Origin of the sequence: Streptomyces sp. NPDC058239 (genome assembly GCF_042882185.1) — a bacterium.
Classification (GTDB): domain Bacteria; phylum Actinomycetota; class Actinomycetes; order Streptomycetales; family Streptomycetaceae; genus Streptomyces.
On record NZ_JBHVWS010000042.1, the window covers coordinates 17237 to 41822 of the forward strand.

Annotated in this window: 18 protein-coding genes and 4 pseudogenes; 7 read left to right on the forward strand and 15 right to left on the reverse strand. The window is 70.8% G+C overall.

Annotated features, from left to right (window positions below):
* Positions 1–4: 4 nt before the first annotated feature.
* From ACFVYE_RS33465 to ACFVYE_RS33535, 15 genes and pseudogenes are all read right to left on the reverse strand, one after another.
* Complete coding sequence (locus tag ACFVYE_RS33465) at positions 5–649, reverse strand: hypothetical protein (RefSeq protein ID WP_383966277.1); 645 nt, start codon at positions 647–649, stop codon at positions 5–7.
* Between the two features lie 91 nt (positions 650–740).
* Positions 741–1580: pseudogene (locus ACFVYE_RS33470) on the reverse strand (MFS transporter); the annotation flags it as partial.
* Positions 1522–2556, reverse strand: a complete 1035-nt coding sequence (locus ACFVYE_RS33475; RefSeq protein ID WP_389608050.1) for a phosphotransferase enzyme family protein — start codon at positions 2554–2556, stop codon at positions 1522–1524. The pseudogene ACFVYE_RS33470 and the gene ACFVYE_RS33475, both read right to left, overlap by 59 nt.
* A complete protein-coding gene (locus tag ACFVYE_RS33480) occupies positions 2553–2999 on the reverse strand; it encodes an HIT family protein (protein ID WP_383966260.1) in 447 nt (148 codons plus the stop codon). Before ACFVYE_RS33480 ends, ACFVYE_RS33475 begins: the two co-directional genes overlap by 4 nt.
* Positions 3000–3080: 81 nt before the next feature.
* Entirely contained in the window at positions 3081–4556 is a 1476-nt protein-coding gene (locus ACFVYE_RS33485; protein ID WP_383966263.1) for an NUDIX domain-containing protein, read from the reverse strand.
* A 101-nt stretch (positions 4557–4657) separates the two neighbouring features.
* The gene (locus ACFVYE_RS33490; RefSeq protein ID WP_383966279.1) at positions 4658–6523 is read right to left on the reverse strand and encodes an ABC transporter ATP-binding protein; all 1866 of its coding nucleotides are present in this window, start codon (positions 6521–6523) and stop codon (positions 4658–4660) included.
* Positions 6524–7067: 544 nt separating this feature from the next.
* Positions 7068–8195 (reverse strand): hypothetical protein, encoded by a 1128-nt coding sequence (locus ACFVYE_RS33495; RefSeq protein WP_383966266.1) that lies wholly within the window; start codon positions 8193–8195, stop codon positions 7068–7070.
* A gap of 52 nt (positions 8196–8247) precedes the next feature.
* Positions 8248–9120, reverse strand: a complete 873-nt coding sequence (locus ACFVYE_RS33500) for a TauD/TfdA dioxygenase family protein (RefSeq protein WP_383966269.1) — start codon at positions 9118–9120, stop codon at positions 8248–8250.
* Between the two features lie 29 nt (positions 9121–9149).
* Complete coding sequence (locus tag ACFVYE_RS33505) at positions 9150–9389, reverse strand: hypothetical protein (RefSeq protein WP_383966282.1); 240 nt, start codon at positions 9387–9389, stop codon at positions 9150–9152.
* 818 nt (positions 9390–10207) lie between these two features.
* A pseudogene (locus ACFVYE_RS33510) lies at positions 10208–10465 on the reverse strand (hypothetical protein); the annotation flags it as partial.
* Positions 10466–10477: 12 nt separating this feature from the next.
* Positions 10478–11041, reverse strand: a complete 564-nt coding sequence (locus ACFVYE_RS33515) for a hemerythrin domain-containing protein (protein ID WP_383966285.1) — start codon at positions 11039–11041, stop codon at positions 10478–10480.
* A gap of 295 nt (positions 11042–11336) precedes the next feature.
* Positions 11337–11810, reverse strand: a complete 474-nt coding sequence (locus tag ACFVYE_RS33520) for a universal stress protein (protein ID WP_383966271.1) — start codon at positions 11808–11810, stop codon at positions 11337–11339.
* A 97-nt stretch (positions 11811–11907) separates the two neighbouring features.
* A pseudogene (locus ACFVYE_RS33525) lies at positions 11908–12403 on the reverse strand (CbiX/SirB N-terminal domain-containing protein).
* A 123-nt stretch (positions 12404–12526) separates the two neighbouring features.
* A pseudogene (locus ACFVYE_RS33530) lies at positions 12527–12844 on the reverse strand (sirohydrochlorin chelatase); the annotation flags it as partial.
* Positions 12841–13968, reverse strand: coding sequence for a uroporphyrinogen-III synthase (locus tag ACFVYE_RS33535; protein WP_383965789.1), 1128 nt, complete (start codon positions 13966–13968; stop codon positions 12841–12843). The pseudogene ACFVYE_RS33530 and the gene ACFVYE_RS33535, both read right to left, overlap by 4 nt.
* Before the next feature lie 192 nt (positions 13969–14160).
* On the opposite strand from ACFVYE_RS33535, the gene ACFVYE_RS33540 reads away from it, so the two are divergent.
* The 7 genes from ACFVYE_RS33540 to ACFVYE_RS33570 all read left to right on the forward strand — a co-directional run bounded on the left by ACFVYE_RS33540 (position 14161) and on the right by ACFVYE_RS33570 (position 24578).
* Positions 14161–16239 carry a molybdopterin oxidoreductase family protein gene (locus ACFVYE_RS33540; RefSeq protein ID WP_383965792.1) on the forward strand — a complete coding sequence of 693 codons (2079 nt, stop codon included), beginning with the start codon at positions 14161–14163 and terminating at the stop codon, positions 16237–16239.
* On the forward strand, positions 16236–17483 hold the full coding sequence (locus ACFVYE_RS33545) for an NAD(P)/FAD-dependent oxidoreductase (RefSeq protein ID WP_389608051.1): 1248 nt from the start codon (positions 16236–16238) through the stop codon (positions 17481–17483). Before ACFVYE_RS33540 ends, ACFVYE_RS33545 begins: the two co-directional genes overlap by 4 nt.
* 32 nt (positions 17484–17515) lie before the next feature.
* The gene (gene nirB, locus ACFVYE_RS33550; protein ID WP_389608076.1) at positions 17516–20053 is read left to right on the forward strand and encodes a nitrite reductase large subunit NirB; all 2538 of its coding nucleotides are present in this window, start codon (positions 17516–17518) and stop codon (positions 20051–20053) included.
* Positions 20050–20454, forward strand: a complete 405-nt coding sequence (locus tag ACFVYE_RS33555) for a nitrite reductase (NAD(P)H) small subunit family protein (protein ID WP_383965798.1) — start codon at positions 20050–20052, stop codon at positions 20452–20454. Before nirB ends, ACFVYE_RS33555 begins: the two co-directional genes overlap by 4 nt.
* Entirely contained in the window at positions 20451–21809 is a 1359-nt protein-coding gene (locus ACFVYE_RS33560) for a nitrate/nitrite transporter (protein ID WP_389608052.1), read from the forward strand. Before ACFVYE_RS33555 ends, ACFVYE_RS33560 begins: the two co-directional genes overlap by 4 nt.
* Positions 21810–22020: 211 nt before the next feature.
* Complete coding sequence (locus ACFVYE_RS33565) at positions 22021–23535, forward strand: MFS transporter (protein WP_383965802.1); 1515 nt, start codon at positions 22021–22023, stop codon at positions 23533–23535.
* Entirely contained in the window at positions 23532–24578 is a 1047-nt protein-coding gene (locus ACFVYE_RS33570) for a glutathione S-transferase family protein (protein ID WP_389608053.1), read from the forward strand. The genes ACFVYE_RS33565 and ACFVYE_RS33570 overlap by 4 nt, the downstream gene beginning before the upstream one ends.
* Positions 24579–24586: the final 8 nt, after the last annotated feature.

Genomic DNA, 24586 nt, shown 5'->3' on the forward strand with positions numbered 1-24586 from the left:
GCGATCACCCCGGGCGCCGGCCCCGCCCCCGGACCGGGTGACCTCTGCGGTCCTGGTGTGGGACGGCGCTGTGGTGGTGGGCTTCGCTGGAACGGGGGAGACGGGGGCAACGGGCCTTCGCGTTGTGTCCCCGGTGTTCAGCTCGGTCATGTCGCGCCTCCGTCCGACGAGCTCTCACGGTGAATGTCTGCGGCGGGTGCCGCTCCAGGGCACGTACCTGTGGCGGAGGGCCAGCTCGCGGGGGTTCTTCTGCAGGCGCGGGTTCTTCCAGTTCGGGCGGAGCGTCGGGCATCTGCCGCAGGCCGCGCAGCGGAGAGAGGGCCAGGACCAGGAGCGGCACGATGAGCAAACAAGCACCGACAACCAGGGCAGCCCGGACGCCGGCCCACGTCCCCAGCGCGCCGGCGAGCAGCGCGCCGACCGGACGGGCACCCGCGGTCAGCCAGGTGCTCACCGCCTGCATCCGTGCCTGCATGCGGGGCGCGGTGATGATCTGACGGATCGACCGCTGGGTGGTGCCCGCCGCACCGGCACACGCCAACTGCACGATCAGTGCAACACCGATCACGATCTCCCAGCCAAGACCGGAAGAGGCGAGCAGCAGCGGAATCTGGGTCACCGGCGTGATCGCGAGCGCGGCAAGCATCATCGGCCCGGCCCCGAACCGTCGCGCAAGGACCGGGGGCGAGGAGCGCCCCGGCGGCCGCGCCCAGGGCGCCGGGCCCCAGCACGACGCCGAAGGCCGTGGTGCTCATCGCGAGGGTCCGCAGCAGGTACAGCGCCCACAACGTATTGAGCAGCGCAAGGGCGAAGGACGTCGTCGCGTTGACCAGCGTCAGTGTGCGCAGCCGGTCGTCGCCACGTACGTACCGCAGGCCGTCGCCGATCTCCGCCCACAACCGGCGTTCCTCCGTCCGTGCCCGGTCGGTCTTGGGCGTATGGATACGGGCGGTGCACCAGGCACTGATCAGGTAGGAGAAGACGTCACCGAGCAGGGCCCGGGCCGGTCCGACCAAGGCGGTCAGCGCGGCGCCGAGGTTGCTGCCGCCGGTCGCGGAGAGAGCAAACAGCGCGCCAACCCGGCTGTTGCTCCGCTGGATCAGGGACCGGTCGACCAGGCTGGGCAGAATACTGATGGCCGCCGCGTCATGCACCACGCCCGCAGCGCCCTGCACTACGGCGACGGCCATGAGCTGGGACAGAGTCAGTGCGTCGAGGGCAGCCGCCACCGGCACCGTGGCCAGCGCGGCCGCACTGACCAGATCCCCGGTGATCATCTGGCGTTGCTTGGAGTGGCGGTCGGCGAGCGCCCCGGCATGCAGGGCGAGCAACGCGGGTGGCAGCAGCCCCAGGAACGACAGCCAGGCCACCTGAGAGGTGGTGGCATGCAGCTCCAGGACCGCGATCACCGGGATCACCATCGAGCTGATCGAACTGCCGGTCACGCTGGCGCTCTGCCCGATCAGGAACGTCCGGAAGTTGCGGTGCCGCCACAGCGAAGTCTCGGGCTGTGCGGGGGAATCAGCGCAGGAGGTCACGGAGCACCTCCTCCGCCTCGTCCAGGCGAGCACACAGCACACCCAGGGCCTCGTGGCGGGCCCGCCCGTACGCCTCCGACTGAGGGGTGACCGCAGGCGGGTCGTCGAGCGGTTCGGAGAGCGAATACACCGAGCAGGCCAGGTAGCCGGCCGCCACCCGCGGCACCGTCAGGAGGTCCTTGACCGGCATGGCCGGGTTGGCCTCCCGGTAGGCGGCGACGGCCGTGGCCAGGCCCGTGGGCCAGTCCGGGGCGTTCAGGACCGTACGCGGATCGAGCACGATGCGCCCCAGCTCCCACATCGGGCTGCGGTGCGCCGGCGGCCGGAAGTCGATGACCGCGACGACCTTTTCGCCTCTCAGCATCACGTTGAGGGAGGACAGGTCGCCGTGGACGATCTGCGCGGCGAGGTTTGTGGGGAGTGCTTTGAGCATGGATGCCTTGGCGGGGAGTTCGTCCAGCCGCGCCCGGGCGGTGTCCCTCGCCCACGCTCCGAAAGGGGAGCTCGGGGGCTGCTTCGCATAGCGGGCGAGAAGCCGTTCCAGGCGCTGTCGGCCTCGCTCGACGTCGCAGATCTCGTGGGACGGGGTGCGGCGCGGCGGCCCGTCCGGATGCCGCGCGAGCATGCGGTGCATTCGGCCCACGGTCGCGCCGACGGCGGCCCACCGCTCGCCGTACAGACCACCTTCCGCTGTCTCGGCGCCCTCGGCGAACGCGGCGACGGACACCGCCAACTCGCCGTCCGTGGCGATGAGGTCGCCGTCCACGGTGCGGCGCATCGCCGGCACCGGGACCCCGCCGAGCGCGGCGAATTCGGCCAGTTCGAGGGCGCGCCGTTCGGCGCCCAGTTCGGCGCTCTCCGGGTAGCCCTTCACGAACCACCGGCGACCGTCGCCGACCCTGGCCACGTAGTTGCACGTGGCGGTCCCTGTCGGCCCTTCGTAGACGTCTGTCGGGAAGATGCGGTAGTGCAGCGCCAGGACTCCCGCCACGACCATGACGTCGGACTGAGCGTTCATCGCCCCGCCTCCGGCTTGCCGGGGCCGTTCAGCAGCCGGCGCAGCGCTCGGGCGTCCGCTTGCAGTTGGTCTTCGTCCTGGCGCCCGAAGTCGAGCACGTCGAAGGGCAAGGGGCCGCCCGGCGCCGGGTCCGAACCCGCCTCGCGTCGCGGAACGACGTGCTGGTGCGCATGGGGAATGGCGTTGCCGAGAAGGAGGTAGTTCATCTTCAGCGGCTGGTAGTGGGTCTCAAGGGCTCGGCCCAGGGCGAGGGTGTCGCGCCAGAAGGCGGCGGCTTCGTCGTCCGAGAGTTCGGTGGGCTCGGCGACGTGGTGCGCAGTCACGATGGTGATGGAGTAGCCCCGGACTTGGCCGGAGCGCCAGAGGTAGGACTGGGACACCTCGCCGCGGTGCAGCAGCAATCCCCACCCGATGTCGTCGGCCGTCCAATCGTTGCCGCACATCGGGCAGTCGTGGCCGGCGCGGTGAGCGAGAAAGTGTTCAGGCCAGGAAGCGCTGGTGGTCGGTGGGAGCGTCACGGGTGCTCACCAGCCCGTCTGGGTGTAGGGGCGGCCCGCGCTGATGCCGTCGATTGCCTGGCGGGTGTACGGCACGACCTTTGCCGGAAGATCCTGCGGGCTGAACCACCGCCACGCCACGCACCGGTCGGGCTCCAGGAGTTGCGGGGCGCCGGACCATGTCCGGGCCTTGAAGACGAGCGCGATCCGTGCCCGGGCCTTCGGCGAGTCGACGTGGTGGACCACATGCACGAGCTCGACATCACCGGGATCGACGATCAGCCCGGCCTCCTCCTGAGCTTCGCGCACCAGGCAGCTGATGGCGGCTTCCCTCTCGCAATGACCTGCCAAAAAGTGCCATTCGTCCGGCGCGAAGGCTGAGTCGGGGTGGCGCAGTCCGAGGAGGATCCGGCCCTGTTCGTCCTGGAGGTGAAGGTGGACGCCGACGATGTGGAGCTCGGTCCCTTCCGGTGCCTCTTCGTGCAGAGGGCGGATGCGGTCCGGCGGACTGCCGGCCGGGGGATGCTCGGCCGCGTGCCGGCGGATCAGGTCGCCGAGGCCGGGGCTCAGGGGCAGCCGGTCCAGCATGTCGGGGGTGAACCATTGCAGGAGGACGCCCTCTTGCAGGTCCGCCGCGTCGGGGTGCCCGCTCCAGCGGGCCGTGTAGACCTTGATCGGCACCGCGAGGCCTTCGACGCTCGTCGCCTCCTCCACCGCGTAGGGCGTCAGGCCCACAGGTTCAAGGCCGGGGGCCTCCTCGGCGAGCTCCCGCCGCAAGGTCCCCTCCAGGCACCGGTCACCCCTCTCGCGCCCGCCTCCCAGGAGGGCGAAGACCCCGGGCGCCCAGATGCCCTCACGCAGATCCCTCAGATGAAGCAGGTAGCGCCCGTAGCTGTCGTGGACCAGAGCCGACGCGTTGACGGGTTCCGGCCGCCCGTCGAGCCCAGAAGCCTCGGCGTCCAGCAGCTTGGCCCGCAGCGTCGGTGACCTGACGTCGGCGAACGCAAGCCACTGGGCACCCGAGACCTCTTCGTCCTGCAGCCGGAGCGGCGGAAGCTGCTCGGCGCTGACGTAGAAGGCGAAGCGGAAATCGAAGTGCTGATGGCTCGGCTCGCCCTTGGCCGGATTGGCGTCGATACCGTGAACGTCGATGTCGACCGGCGCGCCCAGGAACTGCGGGGTCAGACACAGGTCCCCGGGCCGGATGCCCGTTTCCTCGGACACTTCCCGCAGGGCCGCGGCCAGGAGGCTCCGGTCCGCCTCGACGTGGCCGCCGGGCGTGAGCAGCAGCCCCGAGACCTTGTGGCCGATGTGCAGTACGTGACGGTTGCGGTCGATGACGACCGCGCTGCAGGTGACGTGGCCGGGGAGAGTTGCGCGGTTGGACGGGTCGTCAGGGCCGTCCAGGATGGCCAACAGTCCGGCCAGGGCCTCTCGCTCATGCGGATGCCGAGTCAGATAGCTTTCGGCGGTCGCGTGGATGTGGGAGCGAGTGACCGGCACGTCAACACCTCGGGGGAGCACGGAGGGACTGGTGGATGGGTCGGCGGAGTACGTGGTGGCCGAGGGCACGGGCGGAGCTTCTGAAGTGGTATCGGGGCCCCTCATGCGCGGGTCCCCTGCCTTTCGTCGTCCGGCTCGGAGGTGACCTGGTAGGACAGCAACTGCTGGAACAGGCCGCCCTCTTGTTCGGCGAGGTCCTTGTAGGTGCCCTCTTGCACGACTCTGCCCTCGTCGAGGACCACGATCCGGTCGGCGACGGCGACGTTGGTGATGCGGTGTGTCACCAGCAACACCACCCGGTCCTGGGCCAGGTCCCGCAGCCGCTGGAAGATTCTGTATTCAGCGCGAGGATCGAGGTTGGCGGTCGGCTCATCGAGGACCAAGAGCCCGGACTCGCGGAAGAACGCCCTGGCGAGCGCGATGCGCTGCCACTGGCCGCCGCTCAGTTCCTCCCCGTTCAGCCACTCGCGGGCCAGGAGGGTGTCCAGGCCGGCGCCGAGCTTGCCGACGACCTCGTCGGCGTCGGCGGCCTCGCACGCTTCACGCACCGCCGCGTCACCGCGGGCCGTGGGCTGCCCCTGGGTGACGTTCTCGCGCACAGTGAGCGGCCAGTGCGCGTAGTCCTGCGGTACCAGGGCCACCTGCTGCCACAGCGCCTGCGGGTCGGCATCGTCGGTGGGGACGCCGTCCCACAGCACCTGTCCGCCCGTGGGCAAGTACAGGCCGCTGACCAGCTTCGACAGCGTTGACTTTCCTGAGCCGTTGAAGCCGACCAGTGCGGTGACCTCGCCCCGGCGCAGAGTGAGCGAGACGTCGGACAGCGCGTCCTGGTCCTTCCCGGCGTAGCGGTGCGAGACCGACTTGATCTTGATCTCGTCCGGTGGCGTCGGCCGGTGCTCGCCGCGGCGCATCGTGTACCCGCCGGCCAAGTCGAGGAATCTTGTCCAGTCGTCCATGTAGAGGCCCGTACGCACGGCACGGGCCCCGACGGCGACCAGCCCGCGCACCGACTGGCCCACCGTCTGCAGAGCGAAGACGGCCGTGCCGGCGTGCCCGACGCTGATGCGGCCGGTGGCCAGCAGCCACACCACCGCCGCCCACACGACAGCCGATCCGAGGCCGCCGCACAGCGCGCCGACCAGCGACATGCGGGCGCCCCTGTCGGCCGCGGTCCGGTCCTCGCGGTTGATCCGGGAGACCGTCTGCCGGTACCGGCCGGACAGGAAATCGGCCATGGTGCCGGCGCGGATCTGATCGGCTGCCTCGCGGGTGAAGATGTGCCAACGCAGCACCGACAGCATGCGGTTGTCGCCGTTGCTGCGGAGGTTCGCCAGGTAGCGGACCCGGGCAGCGCTGACCTGGGCGAGAGCCTGCGGCAGGCTGGCCGCGACCAGGAGCGGAAGGAGCACCCAGCTCACACCGGCAAGGACGATGGCTCCGGCGAGGAAGGAGGCAGCCGAGGCGATCAGGTCCTGGCCCTCGTCGATGAGGTCCCCGGTGACCTGCGCTCCGCGGTCGGCGGCCTCGCGGTCACGGTTGAAGTCGGGGTCGTCGTAGGCGGAGAGCTCCACCTCGGCGCAGCCGGTGAGCAGCATCTGCTCGGCCTCGCGCGACATGAGGGGGCTCAGCCGGGAGGAGAGCCAGCTGACGGTGATCCCCAGCAGTGCCCGCATCCCGGTTGCGGTGGCCAGCAGGGCTACGGATGGCCATGCCTGCAGGAGCCGGTGGTAGACGTCTCCGCTGGTCAGCAGTGCGGTGAGGGTGCCGCTGATCGCGATTAGGCCCAGGGCTTGCATCACGCCGGCGACCGTCTGGCACAGCAGGAGGCCGGTGGTGGCCCGTCGGTCGACGCGCCAGGCGAGTGCCAGCGACCGCCGGACCAGCTGGGGCAGGCGCCGGGCCATGTCACGCATCCGGATGGAGCGGCCGGCCGCTTCACGGCTGCCGGTCAGGTCCACGTACCGCATCTCCGGGGCGGGGGTGGTCTGCTCCGCACCGGCGGCCGGCGCAGCTTCCGGTGACTCAGCCGGCGGGGCGGGCGGAAAGGGGGTGGGGCGCGGCTCCGGGACAGTCTCGGCGGTTTCATCGGTCGACTCACTCATGCCGCCCACCCCGTATCCAGACGTGCTGAGCAGCGGGTGTCGTCAACACGGCGCACCGTGACGAGGGCAGGCCTTCGTTCGATTCCAGAGGGCTGATGCACGGGAGTGGGAGCGGGATTCATGACGTTCCTCCATCTGGGCGGTGAAGTGGCACTAGTGCTCTAAGAACGCGTCGGATCGGGCTTCGTCACGGCTCATTTCGTGAACACACGTTCTGATCGGGCCGTTGGGGCGGGCAGGATGCGGCGGCGGGCATTGAAATCTGTTCGACGCGGTCGGGTCACTCCTTCGGGGGATTGCCGCACGGGCTGGGGTCCCGGTGTGGGGCATGGCTGACCGGGCCGTGGCGAGGATGAGGCACGGCCCTGTGGGGGGGGGCAGTCAGATCAGGTAGGAGGCCGGTTGCGGATCATGCTGCGACAACCGTGAACGGAACGGCTGGAAAGCGGCGGCCGTTGACCTGGATCGCAAGGGTGTACGGGCCGGGAGTGATCTTCGTGGTGGCCGTCGAACGCAGCTTGTGCGGCTTGGCCAGAGGAAGCGGCCGGCCGGGCTCCACGGTGTTGCGGTTGAGGAAATAGACCTTCTCGCGCGGCTTGCCGGTGCGCGTCGTGGAGGAAATCACGAACATCACATGCACCGGGACCGCCACGGTGGCGGTGAGAGCGGCGGAGAAGCTGAGCACGTCGCCGTCGACAAACTCGGTGCGCTCCAGGACGAGAGGTGTCAGCTCGACCGGTGCGTCATGCGGGTAGCCGAGGAAGGCGTAGGCATCCGGCCAGCCCTTTTTGAGTTTGCTCCGCAGGGCCGTCCGGGCGATGAACGCGAAGTGCTTGTCGGTGGCGCTCTGGGTGTCCTTCCACCGTTGGAGGGTGGCCAGGACGACGTCGGGCTGCGTGTCGGCGAGGTCGTGGAGGTGGTTGGCGACAGAGGTCCGGACGTAGGTGCTGGAGTCGGCGTAGAGCCGTTCGAGAACAGGCAGCGCTACATCGGCGGGCAGGGAGATTCGGGGCGCGCAGGGCAGGAGGGGGCGGGTGGCTTCACTCGCGAGCCGCCGGGTCCGGTGGTCCTCGTCGCGAGACCACGCGTCGACGGCCTTCATCGTCTCGTCGGGAAAGTCGTTGAGGAAGTCCCGCACGGCGACCTCTGCCGAGAAGTACCGAGTGAAGCGCGCGAGGGCGTCGAGGGCCTGGTCCAGGTACTCGCCGGTGCGCAGGTAGCGGGCGACGAAGTCGGAGTGGGGTGAGTAGGTATGCCACCCGAAATCGTTCGTCACGCCGGCGGCTTCGGGAGTCGGCGGCAGCGAGCACAGCAGTACGTCGAGGGCTTCGACGCCAGTGACCGGAAGATGGGTGTGGAGGGCCTCGCTGGTGCGAGTAATGCGATCTTTCAGCTCCAGCCTGGGCAGGTCGGCCATCACGTCCCGCACAAAGGAGCCAGCGTCGAACTCCGGGCACACTCCGTGTACTTGGCCTCCGATCTGGGTGATGCGCTCGAGGTTGAGGGCGGATTCCTTCTGGGGCACCTTCACGGTCATGGGCAAACCCTAGGGCTGGCGACAGACGTAGACCGCGTGTTCTTGCCGCCGGTCATCCGGCGGAGCCAGTAGAAGCTGCGGGCTGTCGAACAGCAGCGCGGTACAGCAGGCGGGAGTGGCGGGAGCTGTCGCACGGGGAGGCAGTGTGGAGGGTGGCTAGGTTGTCCCACACGACGAGATCTCCCTGACTCCAGCGGTGGCTGTAGACGTACGGCGCGCTGGTCGTGTGCTCCAGCAGCTCGTCGATCAGGGCGCGGATGGCCTCCTCGGAGAGCCCGGTGACGCACCGGATCACCATGGAGCCGAGCAGCAACGAGCGGGCTCCGGTGACCGGATGGGTCAGGACGAGCGGGTGCTCGACCTCCGCATGGCCGGCGAGGCTCCCGGCCGCGACCGACGACTGCCCGCCGCTGGCCTGGCTCTGCAACGCGCCGAGCTGCTGGATGGAGTGCACCGCGCGCATCCCCTCCATCCGCTGCCGTACCGCCGGGCGGAGGTCGGCGTAGGCGCGGGTCGCGTCGGCGAAGCGTGTCTCACCACCCAGCTCGGGGGTGATGACCGAATACAGCATCGTCGCGGCGGTCAGTTCCGGCTTGAAACTGTTGTCGGCGTGCCACTCTTCCTCGTCGTCCCCGTCGTAGATGCCGACGTGCTCACCGCCTTCGACGATGTTGCTGATGACGGTCAGGCCGAGAAAGCCGCCGACGGCGTATCGGCGGTCAACGCTCGTGTCCACCGTTCCGAAGCAGGAGGCGACCGTCAGGAGATCGGCGTGGGTCAGGTGCTGCCGGGGCACGACCAGGAGCCGGAGCTCGTGCAGGGCTCGCGCCAGTTGGGGCGCGAGGTCTTCGGCGTCGGTCGCGAGGTTGCAGTCGACGACGGCGCCGAAGCCGCTGTCGTCGAGCGGGCGCAGCGACAAGGACATCGCGGCTCCTTTCCGGACGGTGATGGCGATCAGAACTGGGGCGACTGCTGGAAGACGGTGATGTCCTTGATGCCGGTGGCGGCCATGCACAGCCGCTCGATGCCGATGCCGAGCCCGACGCTGCCGGCCGGTACGCGTCCGGCGTCGATCGCCTTCCACGCCAGGGCCTGCTCGTCGTCGTACAGGTCCACCGCGCGGGCCCGTTCGACGAACGCGGCCTGGTCGGGCTCGTCCTCGTAGCCGTGAACGACCTCGATGCCATCGACCAGGAGCTCGAAGCGGTTGAGGACCGCGGCCGTGCCAAGTACACGTCTCCTGACTCATGCTGGGAGTTTGCTGACCAACGGCCTCCGAGCATGGGCCTGACCTGCGGCCGCGCCAAACTGCGGGACGTTGATGAGCATCCTCATGTGTACCTCCTGGTAAGACCGGCGGCTGACCCTCCGACTTGGGTTTTCGCAGGTCGGATTCGTTGTGGCAGGTTGCTGATCCCGACGGTTCTCAGCGGCCCGGAGCGGGGCCCGGCGGGGATGATGCTGACTGGTGGTGGCTCTTCTGAAGGATCGTCAGATCAAACCATGGCTGGTCGATGGTGCTGGGATTTGTTGGCCCGGTCCCAGTATTGAGGGAACGTCGCCACGGGTCACGGACTGCGGCACCTGGATCCTGAGCAGCGGTGGCCGGGGCGGCCTCCCGCCGGCCCAGGCAGTCACGGACCGTTGGCTCCCGTCTCCGGGAACGAGGTGGGGTTGCGGCTCCGACCCGCAACGCCCCTCCCGCTCGACGTGGGCGTCGTCGTCCTCCAGGTGTCCGGAACGGTCAGGTGTCCGGAACGATCACGGAGTACACCGACGACCCCGTGCGCAGGGTCTTCGCGGCTCTGTCTCTGTCCTGCCGTCCAGGAGGCCGCAGTTCGACCCGGCCCACCCGGAACTGCGCTGCTTCCCCGCGGACGCCTTCCGCTACAGCGGGTGGACGCGGCCTCGGCGGCGCAGGCGATGAAGCTCGCGGGGCAGCCGGAGCCGCTGTCATGGGACGCGGTGGCGAATCGTCTCCCCCGCCTCCGTGGCCTGTGACAGAACGGGGTTCAGGGGCGTTTTGCCGGGGTTTCCGCCGTCACCAGGATGAGGGGGACACCGTCGCAGGGCCGCAGTCGCAGCCCGCCGTGTTCGGTGCCGCCTGCCGGTCCGGCCGGTACTGCCGCGAAGTCCGGGTCCTTGGTGAGTGATCCGACCAGGTGGTGGGGGTCGGTGGAGGCGGCGACCCGGCCGCGCGCGTTGACCAGGCGGGCGGGTCCCGGCAGGCGTTGGAGCAGGGGCATGACGACCGCTTCGAAGCGCCGCACCACCGGGACGGTTCAGCCCGTGGTCTTGCGGCCGCTCAGCAGGTCCCGTACGCGGTCCACGAGCCCTGCGCCGGGCGCGATCAACTTGTTGGCGGGCGGGGTGTGGGGGAGGGCGGGGTGCGGGCGGGTGGGTGCGGTCTCCTTGGCCCGGCGGACCAGTTGCCCCAGCTCGTCCAGCTTCTGGGGCGAGCAGGTGGCTGCGAGTTTCGGGAAGAGGTCGTTCTCCTCCTCGCGAAGGTGGGCGGCGAACTCGAGCTTCAGCTTCGCGACGATGTCGTTGAACTGCGGATCGTCGGCGTTCAGGTCTTCGAGGTCCTTGAGCATGCGCTCGATCCTGGTGTGTTCGGCGAGCTCCTTGTCCGCCAGCTCCGCACCGTTGCGGACGTGCTTGCGCACGGCTGGGTACAGGTGCATTTCCTCGGCCACTGAGTGCTGCACCAGTTCCGCGGTCAGCCGGTCAGCCAGGTCCCGCCGCTGCGGATGGTCGACGGGCTGCGCCTCGATCTGCTGGAACAGCTCTTCCGCTTCACGATGATCGGCCGTCAGTTCCGCGATCACGTTGCCACCGTGTCCCATGACGATCACTTCCTCGGTTTCGTTGTCCCCGGACACGCCGGAGCGGGCCCCGCTTTCCTGGGGCCTGTCGGGCTTTCAGCTCGAACGGGTGGGCTTCGGCTCCCCGCCATTCGACCCCCATCGGGTTGTCGACGATCGCCCCCGGGTCCTCGAGACCTGTGTCTCACGAGCGGCGCGGTCGGGCTCATGCCTTCACCCTGTACCCGACCGGGCCGCACCGCACCTCAGCGCCCCTGTGTGCGCTCCCGATCCCACACTGCCGACCGTGACCGGAGCCCGCACTCCGGCGGGAGAATCACCCTGGCAGTGAGTCGATGCCGGGCGGCCGTTCCGGCCAGACCAACAGGACCGGGCAAGGAGCGTGGTCGACGACGAAGCGCGTCGCAGGGCCCAGGCTGCGGGGCCCCAGACGGTGCCGGTCGCCGTCGCGGGCGCAGATGAGCAGGCCGGCGCCCTCCGCAGCGCGGACGACCTCCCTTTCGACGCGGCCGTGGGCCTGTAGGCGCGCCGCAGGCCGACCCAGGCGGTCGGCGGCCGCATCCATGAGCTCGGCGGCTGCGCTCGCGGACAGGGCCGCCACTTGGTCGCCGGGGTCTCGCTCGCGGTGGCCGCGGCCCAGCAGACCGACGAATGCGCCGTGGGCTGCTTCGGCGACGTCGTCGCCGGTGACGTGCAGCAAGGTGATCTCGTCCCCGGCCCGGGCGTGGGAGCGGGCGGCGTCCACCGCGGCCCGCCAGGTGCCTTCATTGATCCAGACGAGCACGGTCACGTCAGCCTCCGATGGCCTGCAGCATCGTCCACAGTGCCACAGCGAGGCCGACTGCATCGGCCAGGACGCGGATGGGGTGCACCGTCACCGCCGACTCTCAGTCGGACACGGGGCGGCAGAGGAGCAGGCCGTAGCCGGGGGCAGTTGCGGCGGGACGCGACGCAGCAGATCCTGGCCGACGGCGTCGGCCACCGCACTGAGAACGGCGCTCGTGTCCCATGCGGCGGTCCGGTCGGTGGCGCCCTCGATCCACGCGGCGGTCGCGCGTACGAACCGTTCCGGAGTGAGCGGCTTCGCGGCCTGCAGAGGTTTGCGGAGGATCAGTGCGAAGGCCCGGACGCTTCGTCGAAGCGTTTCAGCACCAGCCGCGCCACATCGGGGTGCGCGCCGAGCGGGGCGGAGACGAGGCAGCCACCGGCTCTCTGCGCACGGAGGGCGAAGTGGCCGGGAGCCATCAGATAGCGGGCCACCGCCACCCGGCGGTGGCCCGCGGCGCGCAGGGCCCCCACCGCGTCGGCCGGGGTCGGCGTACTCGCGCAGAGGTAGGCGGGGACGACCGGGTGCCCGAGCCGCTGTCGGAGCAGGTCGGCCATCAGCACAGTGTCCGCGCCGGCAACCGGATCGGTGGACCCGGCGGCCGTGAGCACGACGGCATCCGAGCCGGATCGTGTCGGGGACCAGCCCGCCTCGGTGAGCTTGTCACCGAGAGCGGCGGCGAGCAGCGGATCGGGACCGAGTGCCGCGGCAGTCCGAACATCCAGGTGCGGGGCGGTGGCTCGTACGGCGGGGAGGTCGACCCGGATGTGGTAGCCGGTGTTCAGCAGCAGCGGTACCAGCACCACCGGGCCCTGCAAGTCGGCCAGCACCTGGGCCGGCGTGGGCGGGGCGAGGTCGAGGAAGGCGAGGCGGACCGTCAGTCCGGGCCGCTGGGCGCGGATCTCGTCGAGCAGTGCGTGATAAGTGGCGATGCCTGCCCGGTCGCGCGTGCCGTGTGCGACGGCCAGCAGGGTGGGAGGCGTGGGCGCGTCCGTCATATCGCTGCCGCCAGGCTGTAGCCGCGCTTGGGCACCGTACGGACCAGCCGGGCGTGCCCGCCCAGCGCCGCGCGCAACCTGGCGACGGCCGCCTCCACGGCGTGCTGGTCGGCCTGGCCGGTGACCCAGACACGGCGCAGCAGTTCGGCCCGGCTGAGCACCCGCCCCGGCTGCTCGGCCAGCGCCCGCAACACCGCCGCGAGCAGCGGAGGCAGTTGCACGGCCGGCCCGCCGTCGATCAGTACGGCGTTCCCCTGAAGCACCAAAGAGCTTGCGCCGGAGCGGATTTCGCGCCTGCCACGGCCGGGCAGGGCAGCCTCGATGGTACGCACCATGGCCCCGAGCCGACCCCGCTCGGGGCAGAGCACGGCAACTCCGGCCTCCTCCAGCGGCCGGGCACAGATCGGACCGACGCAGACCGACAGCACATCCCCCCGAAGACCGGCCAACACCTCTTCGCGTAGACCGAGTTCGTCCGCGGTGGCGAGGAATGCGGTGATCGCGGGTGCGCTGGTGAAGGTGAGCGCGTGCAGTTCGCGGCGGACCGTCTGCTCGACCAGCCGGCGCAGCGGCGACGGATCGTCGGGCGGGCCCCAGCGGTAGACCGGAATCGGGATCACCTCGGCTCCGCGCTCACTCAGCGCGGCCGTGAATGCGTCCAGCGGCACCCCGTGCTCCTGCACGGCGATCCGTCTGCCGGGCAGATCGCGCGCGAGCAGCCAGGCCAACAGTTCGTCGGTGGCCTCGGTGACGGGGGAGAAGGTCTCGCTCAGGCCTCCGGCGCGCACCGCGCCGGTCGCCTTCGGGCCGCGGGTGAGCACCACTGCCTCCCGGCACACCTCGGCCAGCCGTTCGCCGTATCCCCAGCCGTCGGCCGCGCTCAGCCAGCCGCGCCAGCCGACCCCGGTGGTCGCCACCACATAGTCGAGCGGCCCCGTCAGGCAGCGCGCGGTGGCCCGGCGCAGAGCCGCGTCGTCCTCCAGCGGGAGGATCCGCAGGGCCGGCGCCTCGACCACCTTGGCGCCGCGCCGGCGCAGCAGCGCGACGAGCTCCTCGCGGCGGCGCGAGGCGGTGACTCCGACAGTGAAGCCGACCAGAGGGCCCGAAGGCTGCGTGCTGTCCATGTCGTGCAGGCTCGGCCAGTGCTGTTTCGCCCCGGTTGCGAGCCCATCACGCAGAGGTAAGCGGAGGCCGCCTTGACGTTACGCAAGATTTCCGCCGTGTCACCTTGGGCCCGGCGGACGGTGAAGCAGCCGTACCCCGGGCGCAACAAGTGCGACCCGGCCGCGTAACGGCGCGGACCGACGCTCGGTGACATGACGACGACCGACACCCACTGCCCGTACTGCTCGCTGCAGTGCGGAATGCGCCTGCGGGCGCCGCACGACGGCGGCGAGGCGCAAGTGCTGGCGCGCCCCGACTTTCCGGTCAACCGCGGTGCACTCTGCGGGAAGGGCCAGTCGGCCACCGCGGTGCTCGGCGCAGGTGTCCGGCTGACCGCGCCGCTGATCCGCGACAAGCGGGGCGGCGAGCTGCGCGAGGCGTCCTGGACCGAGGCGCTCGACCGGGTGGCCGCCGGTCTGGCGGCGGCCGGGCACCGCCACGGGCGGGAGTCCGTCGCGGTCTTCGGCGGGGGCGGCCTGACCAACGAGAAGGCCTACCTGCTCGGCAAGTTCGCCCGGGTGGTGCTGCGCACCCCGAACATCGACTACAACGGCCGGTTCTGCATGTCCTCGGCAGCCGCCGCGCACAAGATCGCCTTCGGCCTGGACCGCGGACTGCCCTTCCCGATCGCGGACATCGCGAAGGCCGGCTGCGTGATCCTGGTCGGCGGAAACCCGGCCGAGACCATGCCGCCCGCGCTGCGCTACTTCCGCGAACTCCGTTCGAACGGCGGCACCCTGATCGTGGTCGACCCACGTCGCACCCGCACCGCCGAACAGGCCGACCTGCACCTGCAACCGGTCCCCGGCACCGACCTGGCGCTCGCGCTCGGCCTGCTGCACCTGGCGATCGCCGACGGCAGGGTGGACCAGGCGTTCGTCGCCGAGCGCACGACCGGATTCGAAGCGGCCCGCACCGCGGCGATGGCGCACTGGCCGGAGCGGGTGGAGGGGCTGACCGGCGTCCCCGTGCACCAACTGCGCGAATCCCTAAGGCTCTTCGCGGACGCCGGCACCGGCATCGTGCTCACCGCGCGCGGCCCCGAGCAGCAGAGCAAGGGGACCGATACCGTCGGAGCCTGGATCAACCTCTGCCTGGCGCTCGGCAAGGCCGGCCGGGCGGGCTCCGGCTACGGCTGCCTGACCGGCCAGGGCAACGGGCAGGGCGGACGCGAGCACGGTCAGAAGGCCGACCAACTGCCCGGCTACCGCTCGATCGAGGACCCGGCCGCCCGCGCGCACATCGCCCACGTCTGGGAGGTCGAGGCCGACGACCTGCCGGGTGCGGGCCGCTCGGCCTACGAACTGCTCGACACCCTGGGGACCGAGGGCGGTGCGCGGGCGCTGCTGCTGATGGGCTCCAACCCGGTGGTCTCCGCGCCGAACGCCGGGCACATCACCGAACGGCTGCGGGCCCTGGACTTCCTGGCGGTCAGCGATCTGGTGCTCTCCGAGACCGCGCACCTCGCCGACGTGGTGCTGCCCGCCGCGCAATGGGCGGAGGAGACCGGCACGCTGACCAACCTGGAGGGACGGGTGATCCTGCGCCAGGCAGCGCTCCCGTTGCCGCAGGGCGTACGCACGGACCTGTATGTGCTGCGCGAACTGGCCGCGCGGCTCGGCGTGGCCAAGGGTTTCCCGGAGCACGCCGAGGAAGCGTTCGAGGAGCTCCGTCGTGCTTCGGCCGGTGGTCCGGCCGACTACTCCGGGATCAGCTACCGGCGGATCCGGGCCGAGGACGGGGTCTTCTGGCCCTGCCCGGGCGACGGGCATCCCGGCACGCCCCGGCTGTTTCTGGAACGCTTCGCCACCCCGGACGGCCGGGCCCGCTTTGCGCCGGTCACGCACCGCCCGGCCGCCGAGGAGCCGGACCACGAGTACCCGCTCCACCTGACGACCGGGCGGGTGCTCTCGCAATACCAGAGCGGTGCCCAGACCCGTCGGGTGCCCGAGCTGAACCGGGCCGCGCCCGGGCCGTTCGTGGAACTGCACCCGCAGCTGGCCGCGCGGCTCGGCGCGGCCGACGGCGAGCCGCTCGCGGTCACCAGCCGACGCGGCCGTGCGGTGGCCCCCGCCCGGGTCACCGACACGATCCGGCCCGACACCGTCTTCATGCCCTTCCACTGGGCCGGCGCCGGACGGGCCAACACGCTCACCAACCCGGCCCTCGACCCGACTTCCCGGATGCCCGAGTTCAAGGTGTGCGCCGTGCGTGTGGAGCGGGTCCGATGAGCCGGCAGATCGCGGTGGTCGGCGCGGGCATGGCGGGCGCCCGGTTCGCGCAGCAGTACCAGGCGCTGGGCGGGGACGGGGAAGTGGTGCTGTACGGTGCCGAGCCGCGAGGCCCCTACAACCGGGTGCTGCTGGCCGACGTGCTGACCGGGCGCTACGACCCGGAGGCCATCGCACTGCCCTACGGCGCCGGAACTCTGATGCGCGGCGGTTGCGAAGTGGTCGGTCTCGACCCGGTGCTGCGCGAACTGCGGCTGGCGGGCGGTGAGTCGGCCCACTACGACGAGCTGGTCCTGGCCACCGGCGCCAACCCCGTACTCCCGCCGCTGCGCGGACTGCACGCGCCAAACGGGCTGAAGGCCGGAGTGCACGCGTTCCGCTCACTGGCCGACTGCGCCCGGCTCGCCGAGGACGCCGCCGGTGCCGAGCGCGCCGTGGTGATCGGCGGCGGGGTGCTCGGGGTGAGCGCCGCCCGGGCACTGGCCGCGCTCGGCCTTCCCGTGGAAATCGTCCACCAGGCACCACACCTGATCGACCGTCACCTCGACGAGCAGGCCGGGCACGCGCTGCGCGGCTCCCTCGCCGCGCTGGGGGTGGAGACCTACCCGGACAACCGGGCCCGCGCCTTGCACGGTGGAGCGCGCGTGACCGGGGTCGAACTGGCCAGTGGCTACCTGCTGGAGGCAGACCTGGTGGTGCTCGCCTGCGGGGTCCGCCCGCGCACCGGGCTGGCCGGTGCGGCCGGGCTCGCGGTGCGCTCGGGAGTGGTGGTGGACGACCGGCTGGCGGCCTCCGCCCCCGGGGTGTACGCGATCGGCGACTGTGCCGAACACCGCGGGATCGTCCACGGACTGACCGGCCCGGCCTGGGACCAGGCCGATCTGCTGGCGGCCCGACTGGCCGGCACCGACCACGACGTCCGGTACACCGGCTCACGCCCACTGACCCGGCTGACCGCAGGGCCCCTGGAGTACGCGGCCTTCGGCGAAGTCGGCGAGAACCTCCCGGGCACCGACGTACTGCGCCTGGTCGACCCGACCCGCGGCTCGTACAAGAAGCTCGTGCTGCGCGGCGACCGGCTCGTCGGCGGCATCCTGCTGGGCGACCTGGCCGCGGTCGGCACCCTGACCCGGGCCTACGAGCGCGACGATCCGCTGCCGCCGGAACCCCTCGACCTCCTTGTCGGGACCCCCTACCGCCACCCCATGACCGTCTGTACCGCCACCCGAGGAGCCCGCCCGTGATCGAGAAGTCCCTGGTCCTGGTCGGCCACGGCATGGTCGGACAGCGCTTCCTGGAAGCCCTGTTCGAACAGCCGACCGCCGGACAGCCACACCGCTGGCGAGTCACTGTGCTCGCCGAGGAGGCCAGGCCCGCCTACGACCGGGTCCACCTGACCACCTGGTTCTCCGGCACATCGGCAGAAGAACTGACGCTGTGCCCGCCCGGGTTCATCGAACAGCACGGCATCGACCTGCGTCTCGGCGACCCGGCCACCGCAATCGACCGGCGGGCCCGCACCGTCACCAGTCGCAGCGGCGCCGAACTGCGCTACGACGCCCTGGTGCTGGCCACCGGCTCCTACCCGTTCGTGCCGCCGGTGCCGGGCCACGACGCCGCAGGCTGTCACGTCTACCGGACCATCGAGGATCTGGAGGCGGTCACCGCGAGCGCCCGGCACGCCACAGTCGGCGCGGTGGTCGGCGGCGGCCTGCTCGGCCTGGAAGCAGCCGGAGCGCTGCGGGCCATGGGTCTTGAGACCCATGTGGTGGAGTTCGCGCCCCGGCTCATGGCCCTCCAGGTCGACGACGGCGGCGGAGCAGTGCTGCGGCGCAAGATCGAGGATCTCGGCGTTCACGTGCACACCGGCGCCGGCACTCAGCGGATCGACGCCGACGAGCACGGCCGGGCCCGGAGCATGGCGCTCTCCGACGGCACCGGCCTGGCCGTCGACCTGGTGGTCTTCTCGGCGGGTGTGCGCCCGCGCGACCAGCTCGCCCGCGACTGCGGCCTGCCGGTCGGCGAGCGAGGCGGTATCGCGGTGGACGAGCACTGCCGCACCTCGGACCCACACATCTGGGCGATCGGCGAGTGCGCCCTCGCCGTCGACGGCCGGGTCTACGGCCTGGTCGCCCCCGGCTACGCGATGGCCGACACGGTGGCCCGTGAACTCACCGGTACCGGCGCCGAATTCACCGGAGCAGACACCTCCACCAAGCTGAAGCTGCTGGGCGTGGACGTGGCCAGCTTCGGTGACGCGTTGGGCACCACCGAGGGCGCCCTGGAGGTGCTGTACGCCAACAGCCGGGCCGGAATCTACAAGAAGCTGGTGGTCGGCCCGGACGGCCGGCTGCTCGGCGGAGTGCTGGTCGGCGACGCCGATTCCTATGCCACGCTCCGCCCGCTCGCTGTCGCCAAGGCGCAGTTGCCAGGCCCGGCCGAGCAGTTGCTGCTGCCCGGCGCGGACGATCAGCAGGGCCCGCTGGTACTGCCGGACGAGGCGGTGATCTGCTCCTGCCACAACGTCAGCAAGGGCACGATCCGGGCGGCCGTGTCCGAGCAGGGCATGCGCACCGTCCCCGACGTCAAGAAGTGCACCAAGGCCGGTACCGGCTGCGGGAGTTGCGTCAAACTGATGGGCTCCATCGTGACCGAGGAGCTGGAGGCGGGCGGGATCGAAGTGGCCCGCGGCCTCTGCGAGCATTTCGCTCACACCCGCGCCGAGCTGTACGAGATCATCCGGGTCAAGGGCATCACAGGCTTCTCCAGGCTGATCGACGAGCACGGGAGCGGCGAGGGCTGCGACATCTGCAAACCGGCCGTGGCCTCGATCCTGGCCGCCCTCGGCAACGGTCATGTGCTGGACGGAGAACAGGCCGCCCTCCAGGACACCAACGACCACTTCCTGGCCAACCTGCAGCGCAACGGCTCCTACTCGGTGGTGCCCCGGATCCCGGGCGGCGAGATCACCCCCGACGGCCTGATCGTCATCGGCGAGATCGCACGGGACTACGGCCTCTACACCAAGATCACCGGCGGTCAGCGGATCGACCTGTTCGGCGCCACCGTCGACCAGCTGCCGGGCATCTGGCGCCGCCTGGTGGATGCCGGCTTCGAGTCCGGTCACGCGTACGGCAAGGCGCTGCGCACGGTCAAGTCCTGTGTCGGGCAGACCTGGTGCCGCTACGGCGTGCAGGACTCGGTGGCCCTGGCGATCGAACTGGAGCTGCGCTACCGGGGCCTGCGGGCACCGCACAAGCTCAAGTCCGCGGTCTCCGGCTGCGCCCGGGAGTGCGCAGAGGCACAGAGCAAGGACTTCGGAGTGATCGCCACCTCGGAAGGCTGGAATCTCTACGTCGGCGGCAACGGGGGAATGACACCACGTCATGCCGATCTGCTGGCCGTGGACCTGGACCACGACACCCTGATCCGCACCATCGACCGGTTCCTGATGTTCTACATCCGCACCGCCGACCGCCTGGAGCGCACCGCCCCCTGGCTGGACCGCCTGGAGGGCGGCCTCGATCACCTGCGCGCGGTCGTCATGGACGATTCGCTCGGCCTCTGCGCGGAGCTGGACGAGCTGATGGCCCGTCATGTCGAGACCTACGAGGACGAGTGGGCGGCGACCCTGGCCGACCCCGAGCGGGTACGCCGCTTCGTCTCCTTCGCCAACGCCCCGGGAACCCCCGACCCCACCGTGCGCTTCGTCCACGAGCGCGACGGCATCCGCCCCGCCCGTCCCGAAGAGGACGGGTTCCCCCTCGCACCGGCCCTGATCGCCGGCCCTGCCCTGGAGGTACGCACGCAATGAGCGAGGCCATCCTGTCCAAGAACGCCGAGCACATGGTGGAGATCGGCGACGGCCATGCATGGACACGGGTCTGCCGGTACCAGGATCTGGTCCCGGGGCGTGGCGTCGCGGTGCTCGTCGGCCCGCAGGACGAGCAGGTTGCGGTCTTCCGCGAGCGCGGTGGCGCGGTGCACGCGCTGGCGAACCGCGACCCGTTCAGCGGCGCCCACGTCATCTCGCGCGGCCTGCTCGGCAGCCGGGGGAGCGTACCGGTGGTGATCTCGCCGATGCTCAAGCAGGCTTTCGACCTGCGCACCGGACACTGCCTGGACGAGGACCAGGCCCCCGACGGCTCCACGGCCCACCTCAGGGTCTGGCCGGTGCGCGTGGTCGCGGCGACGCTTGCGGAGGTGTGCCGATGATCAGCCTCACCGCAACCGCCGCCGATGCCGGCACCCGCCGGATCAAGGACTGGGACCCCGAGGACACCGACTTCTGGACCCTGGCGGGTGCCAGGATCGCCCGGCGCAACCTGGTCTACTCGGTGCTCAGTGAGCACATCGGCTTCTCCATCTGGAGCCTGTGGTCGGTGCTGGTGCTCTTCCTCGGCCCGGAGTACCACATCGACGCGGCCGGGAAGTTCATGCTCACCGCCGTGCCCACCGCACTCGGTTCGGTGCTGCGCATTCCGTACACCTTCGCGGTGGCGCGCTTCGGCGGGCGCAACTGGACCGTCTTCAGCGCGCTGCTGCTGCTCGTGCCGGCCGTGCTGGCCGGGATCGTGCTGCGGCCCGGCGTCTCCTACGGCACGCTGCTCGTGGTGGCCGCCGTGGCCGGGGTGGGCGGCGGCAACTTCGCCTCCTCGATGGCCAACATCAACGCCTTCTACCCGCAGCGCCTCAAGGGCTGGGCCCTGGGGGTGAACGCGGGCGGTGGCAATCTCGGGGTACCGGTGGTGCAGCTGCTCGGCCTGCTGGTGCTGGCCACCGCGGGCGCCGGCCACCCACGCCTGCTGGTGCTGGTCTATCTGCCGCTGATCGTGCTGGCGGCGCTCGGCGCGGCGCTGCGGATGGACAACCTCGCAGGCGCGCGCAATGAACGCGGAGCGATGCGCGAGGTGCTGGGCGACGCGCACAGCTGGGTGATGTCAGTGCTCTACATCGGCACTTTCGGCTCGTTCATCGGCTTCGGCTTCGCCTTCGGTCAGGTCCTCCAGGTGCAGTTCCATGAGCAGTTCGACACCCCGGTGAAGGCGGCCTGCCTCACCTTCCTCGGGCCGCTGCTCGGCTCGCTCTCCCGCCCGCTCGGCGGGCTGCTGGCGGACCGGTTCGGCGGCGCCCGGGTGACCTTGTGGACCTTCGCGGCGATGGCACTGGGCGCGGGAGTGGTACTGGAGGCGTCCAGGCAGCACTCGCTGGCGCTCTTCCTGGCCGGATTCATCGCCCTCTTCGTGCTCAGCGGGGCGGGCAACGGGTCGACGTACAAGATGATCCCGGCGATCTTCCGGGCCAGGGCGCGGGCCGAAATCGCGGGCGGCACGTCGCCGGCCGAGGCCGAGCGGAGGTCGCGGCGGCAGACCACGGCCCTGATCGGGGTGGCAGGGGCGATCGGCGCCTTCGGCGGAGTGCTGGTCAATCTGGCCTTCCGGCAGTCCTTCCTGGAGTCACACAACGGACAGGCCGCCTATCTGGCGTTCCTCGGGTACTACGGTCTCTGCCTGGTGGTGACCTGGGCCTTCTACCTGCGACGGTCCGCGCACCGCCTGCAGGGGGTGTGACCGCACCGCCGCTGCGAACGGCGCGTCCGGCGACCGGTTCTCGACCGCCACGGTCTGGAGCCCGCACGGACTGTCGACGGCCGTGTCCCGCCCCGGGACACGGCCGCTTCCTGCGTCCGGTGCTGCCCGTCCACTGAAACGGATGCCGGAAAACCGCCGTCGCGGCCCTGCCGGGATGAGTATCGGGGCCCTTGGTCCTAGGGTGCGAGCCATGGCAGAGAGTGCAGCTCACTGGGGTGCTGCGGGGTGGGACGCCCACTCTGCCCCCGGCCCCGGCACCCCCGACCCGCGCCGCTGGCGGGCGCTCGCGGTGTGTCTGATCGCGGGGTTCATGACCCTGCTGGACGTATCCATCGTCAATGTCGCCCTGCCGTCGATCCGGGAAGGGCTCCACACCCCGGAGTCCGACCTGCAATGGGTCCTCTCCGGTTACTCCCTCGCCTTCGGCCTGTTCCTCATTCCCGCGGGACGGCTCGGTGACGCGCGGGGACGCCGCGTGGTGTTCATGGCCGGGCTCGCCCTGTTCACCCTGGCCTCAGCAGCCTGCGGAGCCGCTCAGTCCAGCCTCTGGCTGGTGATCGCCCGTCTGGTACAGGGCCTCGCCGGAGGCATGATCTCACCACAGATCTCCGCGTTGATCCAGCAGATGTTCTCCGGCCAGGAGCGCGGCCGGGCCTTCGGCATGTTCGGCACCGTGGTCGCCATCTCCACCGCTGTCGGCCCGCTCTCCGGTGGCCTGCTGATCCAGGCGGCCGGGGCCGAGGAGGGCTGGCGCTGGGTGTTCTACGTCAATCTGCCGCTCGGCGCCGTCTGCCTTCTGCTCGCCCGGCGCCTGCTCCCGGACACCCCCTCGGCCGGCCGGGTGCGCCTGCGTGACCTCGACCCCCTCGGCGTGCTGCTGCTCGGTGCGGGTGTACTGGCTCTGCTGCTGCCCTTCGTGCAGTCGCAGCAGTGGCCCGGCAACCGGAAGTGGCTGCTGATCGCCGTGGCCGTGGCGCTGCTCGCCGCGTTTGCCGGCTGGGAATCCCGATGCGGCAGACGCGGCACGCAACCGGTCGTCGACCTGTCGCTCTTCCGGGTCCGCTCCTACTGGCTGGGCTGTCTGCTGAGCCTGATGTACTTCGCCGGATTCACCTCGATCTTCTTCATCACCACGCTCTACCTGCAGAGCGGACTGCACTACTCCGCCCTGCAGGCGGGACTCGCCATCACCCCCTTCGCACTGGGCGCGGCCGTCGCGGCGAGCCCCGGCGGCCGAATGGTCGGCCGATTCGGGCGCCCCCTCGTCGTGACCGGTCTGATCACGGTGGCCGTGGGGCTGGCGGCCACCGCGCTCGCCGTGCATCTGGTGCCCGGGCGAGGTGCGGGGTGGGCGATGGTGGCCCCACTGCTCCTGGCCGGTCTGGGCAGCGGCCTGGTCATCGCCCCGAACCAGACACTGACCCTCTCCCGAGTGCCGGTGGCCAGGGCGGGGAGCGCCGGCGGCACCCTCCAGACCGGCCAGCGCGTCGGGTCGGCGATCGGGATCGCGGCGGTCGGCTCGATGTTCTTCGCCCGACTGGGCGGCGACGGATGGGCCACCGCGTACGACCACGGGCTCGTCGTCGCGGTCGCCTTCGTCCTGGCCGCTCTGCTCGTCGGGCTGGCAGATGTGCGGGGGGAGCGCCGTAGCAGGAGTCGTAAGCATCGGTCCGTCCGCAGTCCGTCCGTAGGGAGAACGCCATGAAGGAGAGCGAGATGAGCGCGGCCACCGGCGCAGGGGCGAATGGCAACGCGGCGTACGGGCACAAGGCGTTCAAACGGTCCAGGAGCCATTTCGCCGACCGCATCACCGCCGACGGCCGGGACGGCTGGCCCGTCGAAGCCGGCCGCTACCGGCTGGTCGTCAGCCGAGCCTGCCCGTGGGCGAGCCGCTCCCTGGTCTCCCGGCGGCTCCTCGGGCTGGAGGGAGCCCTCTCGCTGGCCGTCGCCGACCCGATCCAGGACGACCGCAGCTGGCGATTCACCCTGGACGAGGACGGCAGGGATCCGGTGCTCGGCATCCGGTACCTGAGCGAGGCGTACAACGCGCGGGAGCGGGACTACCCCGGCGGGGTCAGCGTGCCCGCGATCGTCGACGTACCGAGCGGCAGGCTCGTCACCAACGACTTCCAGCAGATCACGCTGGACTTCGCGACCGAGTGGACCGCGCTGCACCGGCAGGGCGCCCCCGACCTGTACCCCGAGGCCCTGCGTGACGAGATCGACGAGGTCATGCAGGACATCTACCGCGATGTCAACAACGGCGTGTACCGCGCGGGCTTCGCGGGGCAGCAGTCCGAGTACGAGGCCGCCTACCAGGATGTGTTCGGCCGCCTGGACCTGGTGTCCGAGCGTCTCGCGGACCGGCGCTATCTCGTCGGCGAATCCCTCACCGAAGCCGACATCAGGCTGTTCACCACACTGGTGCGCTTCGACGCCGTCTACCACGGACACTTCAAGTGCAACCGTTCGAAGCTGGCCGAGGACCGCGTCCTGTGGGCGTACGCCAGAGACCTGTACCAGACCCCTGGTTTCGGCGACACGGTCGATTTCCACCACATCAAGCAGCACTACTACCGGGTCCACACGGGCATCAACCCCACCGGCATCGTGCCCGTCGGCCCCGATCTGTCGGGCTGGCTGACCCCGCACCACCGGGAGGAACTGGGCGGACGCCCGTTCGGCAACGGCACTCCGCCCGGTCCGGTGCAGCCCGGGGAGGAGGTCCCGCCGTCGGGGCGTCCCTGAGCCCGGCG